Here is a 5,283-nt window from a genome sequence, read left to right on the forward strand (position 1 = left end):
GGTTGTAGGCTGCGCGGGACGACCGTCGCAGGAAATCCTGGGCAGCGTCGTGGTGCCGACGACGGCGACCGAGATCGCCGGCAACCATTCGATCTTCATCGCCACCACCCGCAAGCGCTCAGACGACCCGAACAAGGTTTTCGACGGCGAGCGCTCGGCGACGCTCAATTACGCCCGCGTCAACGTCACCGTCCCGCCGGTTCATGAGACCGGTCAGATCGAGCGTCGCTCGCGCGGGACGTCGAACGATCCGACCAAATATTTCATGGCTTCCGAGGTCGTCGGCTACGACACGCAGCCGAAATTCTCCAGCGCGCTCAATGCCGACATCGACGCCCGCGGCGGCCGCGTCATGGTCTTCGTCCACGGCTACAACACCGGCTTCGACGATGCCGTCTACCGTCTGACCCAGATCGTCCATGATTCCGGCTATCCCGGCACGCCGGTGCTTTTTTCATGGGCTTCGGGCGCCAAGACCACCGACTATGTCTATGACAAGGAAAGTGCCGCCGCCGCCCGCGACCAGTTGGAAGTGACGCTGAGAATGCTGGCGCAGACCGGTGCGCGCCGCATCGACATCGTCGCCCATTCGATGGGGACGTGGGTGACGATGGAAACACTGCGACAGCTCGCCATCACCGGTGACCGCGACCTCGGCGGCAAGCTCGGCGATGTTCTCCTGGCCTCGCCCGACATCGACGTCGATGTCTTCAAGAGCCAGATGCGCCGCTACGGCAAGCCCGACAAGCCGTTCATCCTGCTCCTGTCGGACGACGACCGCGCTCTCCGGCTCTCCGGCCTGATTGCCGGTGCACGGCCGCGCGTCGGCGACTACAGGGACGCGGCCGACCTCGCCTCCTACGGCGTCACGGTGGTCGACCTCTCCAAGGTGAAGGGCAACGACAGCTTCAACCACACCAAATTCGCCGACAACCCGATGCTGGTGAAGATGATCGGCCAGCGGCTGCGCCAGGACGACGGCTTTGCCAGCGACCGCGACGTCACCGACCGGATCAGCCAGCTCGCCACTCAATAACCGTGTTCACGCGGTTGCCGCCCTGCACGGACTTTGAACTGGACCAGACCGCTCGCTGGCTTTATCGAAGGAGCCCGAGAGGTTTGCCGCCCTTGGGGGATCCCGGGTGATCGTGCGTTGGAAGATCGTCCTTGGCCTTGCCTTCACGCTCGCCCTGACGGGCTGCGCCGGGCAGAACGCGCATGACCTGCTCAATCGGAAGGCCGTTACCGCGCCTGCATCCGAAATTGCGGCCAAGCACGAGATCTTCGTCGCCACGACCCGGCAGCAGGCGACCAAGGACCCGCGGCAGGTTTTCGACGGCGACCGTTCGCTGACCACCAGCTACGCGCGCGTCGATGTCACGGTTCCAAAGATCCACCAGGTTGGCGCGATCGAGCGAGCCAAGGGTTCGGCCGACAGCATTCCGGCCAGGCAGTTCACCGCAACCGATGTCGTCCACTATGGGAACGCCTCGCAATTCGCCAAGGCGGTCGGCACCGATATTGCCATACGCGGCGACCGCGCCCTGGTCTTCGTGCACGGCTTCAACAACGGCTTCGACGATGGCGTTTACCGCCTGACGCAGATCGCGCACGACACGAATTATCCGGGCACACCGGTGCTGTTCTCGTGGGCGTCGAGCGGCAAGACAACCGGCTACATTTATGACAAGGACAGCTCCACCGCCGCGCGCGACGACCTGGAAGCGACACTGAGGATGCTTGCCAAGTCACGCGCCAAAAGCATTGACATCATTGCCCATTCGATGGGGACCTGGCTGACGATGGAAGCTTTGCGCCAGCTCGCCATCACCGGCGACCGCGATCTCAACGGCAAGCTCGGCTACGTCATCCTCGCCTCGCCTGACATCGACGTCGATGTCTTCAAGAAGCAGATGATCCGCTACGGCAAGCCCGACAAGCCTTTCGCCATCCTTCTCTCGGGCGACGACCGGGCGCTCTAGCTGTCCAGCTTCATTTCCGGCGAAAAGCCGCGCGTCGGCGATTACGACAACGCGGCAGATCTCGCCAACTACGGCGTGACGGTGGTCGATCTGACCCGAACCAAGGGCGGAGACCGGTTGAACCATGCTAAATTCGCCGACAATCCGATCCTGGTGCAGTTGCTCGGCAATCGACTGCGCACGCCTGCCGGTCTTGCCTCCGATGAACCCGATCCGACGCAGCTCAACAATATCGGCCAGGGTCTCGGCAAGGCGGTCGGCTCGGTCGCCGAGGTGGTCATCACCACGCCGTTCAGGGTGCTGACGATCGCCACCGGCGGCTGAGCACCGGTTAGGGCGTGTCGAGGTTCGGTCAGGCTGACCTCACCCGAACATCGGCACATGCTATATGAACAGATTGACCTTCTGGAACGACGTCACGTCGACAAGGCCGACATCGGAAATCCTGAGTTCCGGGATGACGACCAGCGCCAGCAGCGAATGCTGCATGTAGGCGTTGTTGAGCGAACAGCCGACCTTGCGCATCGCTTCCGTCAACTGCTCGGCTTTGGCCGCGACGATCTCGGCGCGTTCGTCCGACATCAGCCCAGCGATCGGCATTTCCACCAGCGCCAGTTCCTTGCCCTTGGAGTAAAGCACGACGCCGCCGCCGACCTCGCTCAGCCGGTTGACGGCTAAAGCCATGTCCTCCTTGTTGGTTCCGACGGCGATGATGTGGTGCGCATCATGCGCCACGCTCGAGGCCATCGCGCAGTCTTCCACATAGCCGAAGCCCGACACGAAGGCGTTGGTGACGCCGCCCGTGCCCCTGTGGCGTTCGACCAGGGCGATCTGGCAAATGTCGTTGCGGCGATCCATGGCGACCAGCCCGTCCTCGACGGGCAGGTCGGCCTCGAGCGCTCTGGTCGGCGCCTGGTTCTCGATCACGCCGATCACCCGCGCCCGCACCTCGTTGGCACCCTGTGGCGCGGCGATGTCAAAGTCAGACGCCTTGAGCCTTTTGCCGAGCTTGACCGTGTTTTTCGCCGTCCCGGGATAATCATAGGCCGGAATGTCGATCTCGAGCTTGCCGGCTTTCGCCAGCCTGACGCCGCGGCCATAGACCTCGTCTATCGTCATCTGGGCAAGATCGGAGACGATCAAAAGATCCGCCAGCCGCCCCGGCGCGATCGAACCGACCTCGCGTTCCAGCCTGAAATGCTGGGCGGTGTTGAGCGTCGCCATCTGGATCGCCGTCACCGGCTTCAGGCCCTGGCTGATGGCGTGCCGCACCACCCGATCAATATGACCCTCATGCACCAGCGTGCCGGAATGGCTGTCGTCGGTGCACAGGATGAAGTTGCGCGGGTCGATGCCGCCTTCGGTGACCGCCTTGATCTGCGCAGCGACGTCGTACCAGGCGGACCCCAGCCTCAGCATCGCCTTCATGCCCTGGCGCACGCGGGCGATCGCATCCTCGGCGCGCGTGCCCTCATGGTCATCCTCGGCGCCGCCGGCGGCATAGCCGTGGAATGGCAACCCGAGATCGCGCGAGGCATAGTGGCCGCCGACGGTTTTCCCGGCCTTCACCGTCTCGGCGATCTCGCCCGACATCACCGGATCGTTGGCGGCGACTCCCGGGAAATTCATCACTTCGCCAAGGCCGATGATATTCTCCCAGGTCATCGCCTCGGCGACGTCTGCGACCGTAAGCTCCGCGCCGGCATGCTCCAGGCCGGGCGCCGAAGGCACGCAGGACGGCATTTGCACATGGACGTTGATCGGCATCGCGACCGCCTCGTCATGCATCAGCCGAACGCCCGGCAGGCCCAGAACATTGGCGATCTCGTGCGGATCGATGAACATCGAGGTGGTGCCGTGCGGGATCACCGCGCGGCAGAATTCCGTCACCGTGACCATGCCGCTTTCGACGTGCATGTGCGCATCGCAGAGGCCGGGCACCAGATAGCGGCCGCCCGCATCGACCACCTTGGTCCCCTGCCCGATCGTGTGGCCGGCATTCGGCCCGCAATAGGCGAAACGTCCGGCCGCGACGGCGATGTCGGTGCCCGGAATGATCTCGCCCGAATGGACATTCACCCAGCGCCCGTTGCGGATCACGAGATCGGCAGCCCGGCGCCCCATCGCGACGTCGACCAGTTGCGTCGCCACTTCGGTCCAGGGCTTGGGTTTCGTCGGATTGGTGCGGCTCGCCATGAAGAAACTCCTGTTTGCCCGACTGTGCCAAGCTGGCGCGGTTTTGACCAGTTGGCAAAACTGCTTTGTTTTTAAGGCAGGACCGGTTCCCGACAGATCTCTCCGGCAGCAGGGCGAAATCTCGCCTAGACTGGATCTCCGGCTATTTGGGTTGCAGAAGAGATGGCAAAAACGATCCGGTTCGCAATTTTCATGCTGTCGGCATGTAGCGCCGGCCTGGCCTTCTTCACCTTGCATTCATTCTGGGCATGGGCCGCGCCGATCGCCATCTTCATCGCCGGTTCGTTACTAGCCGAATATGCTTTCACGCGGCTGGCCACTCCCGAGGAGAACCAGCGCGACCTGGAGGATCGCGTGCGCAACCCGCCGAAGTAAACCACTGTTGCAGGAATACAATTCCGTTTTCGGGCGAATAACGCTAGGTTGCACCGAGAAGTTTTCGAAACCGCCATTTCGGAGCGCTCGATGGGTCGCCTGACACTTGCCAGTGCCGGCTTTTTCGCCCTGCTGTCCGGGCCGGCCTTGGCCGCGGACGCGATCGCCGACCTGCCCATGACTGCGCCGGGCTTCGATTGGACAGGCTATTATGCCGGCCTGCAGGCCGGCTATGGCTGGGGCTCATCTGACATCTCCGGCACGGAAGGCGAGCCGTTCGCCGCTTCTCCCGATGTCGACGGCGGCTTCGTCGGCGGCCATGTCGCCGGCCTCTGGCAGTTCAATCAGGCGGTGATCGGCGCGCGCGCTGAGCTCAACTATGCCTCGATCGACGCTTCGGCCTTGCTCGACCCTGGCAATGCCGTCGGCACCGAGGTCAAATGGCTGGGATCGATCAATGCCGAAGCCGGCTTGGCGGTCGATCGCTGGCTAATCCATGGCGTCGGGGGCGTCGCCTTCGCCGGTATCGAGACCTCGCAAGACGTCGGCGGCAGCGGCTTCGCCAAGACACGCACCGGCACCGGCTGGACGATCGGCGCCGGGGTCGACTATGCGCTGAGCAGCAACATCGTCGTCGGCGCCCAATACCGTTACTACGATTTCGGCAAGGAGCATTTCGACGTCCCGGACGACTTCTCCGATCGTGATCAGGACCTGAAGCTCCATACCC

The 5,283-nt window shown here is 63.5% G+C and carries 4 protein-coding genes and 1 pseudogene; 4 read left to right on the forward strand and 1 reads right to left on the reverse strand.

What is annotated here, in order from left to right; genetic code table 11:
* Positions 1–1,036, forward strand: a 1,036-nt coding sequence (locus tag EOA60_RS17335) for an alpha/beta hydrolase (RefSeq protein ID WP_245502573.1), incomplete at its 5' end; no start/stop codon positions are given.
* Between the two features lie 106 nt (positions 1,037–1,142).
* Positions 1,143–2,306: pseudogene (locus EOA60_RS17340) on the forward strand (alpha/beta hydrolase).
* Between the two features lie 60 nt (positions 2,307–2,366).
* On the opposite strand, the gene ade reads toward EOA60_RS17340, so the two are convergent.
* Positions 2,367–4,178: an adenine deaminase gene (gene ade, locus EOA60_RS17345; RefSeq protein WP_095825231.1), complete on the reverse strand. Its 1,812-nt coding sequence runs from the start codon at positions 4,176–4,178 to the stop codon at positions 2,367–2,369.
* A 162-nt stretch (positions 4,179–4,340) separates the two neighbouring features.
* Here ade and EOA60_RS17350 point away from each other — a divergent pair, with 162 nt between their 5' ends.
* The gene (locus EOA60_RS17350; protein WP_067328203.1) at positions 4,341–4,553 is read left to right on the forward strand and encodes a hypothetical protein; all 213 of its coding nucleotides are present in this window, start codon (positions 4,341–4,343) and stop codon (positions 4,551–4,553) included.
* A gap of 90 nt (positions 4,554–4,643) precedes the next feature.
* A partial coding sequence (locus tag EOA60_RS17355; RefSeq protein ID WP_164899368.1) for an outer membrane protein occupies positions 4,644–5,283 on the forward strand: 640 nt, incomplete at its 3' end.

Source organism: Mesorhizobium sp. M1A.F.Ca.IN.020.06.1.1 (genome assembly GCF_004023265.1).
In the GTDB taxonomy this organism is placed as follows: domain Bacteria; phylum Pseudomonadota; class Alphaproteobacteria; order Rhizobiales; family Rhizobiaceae; genus Mesorhizobium.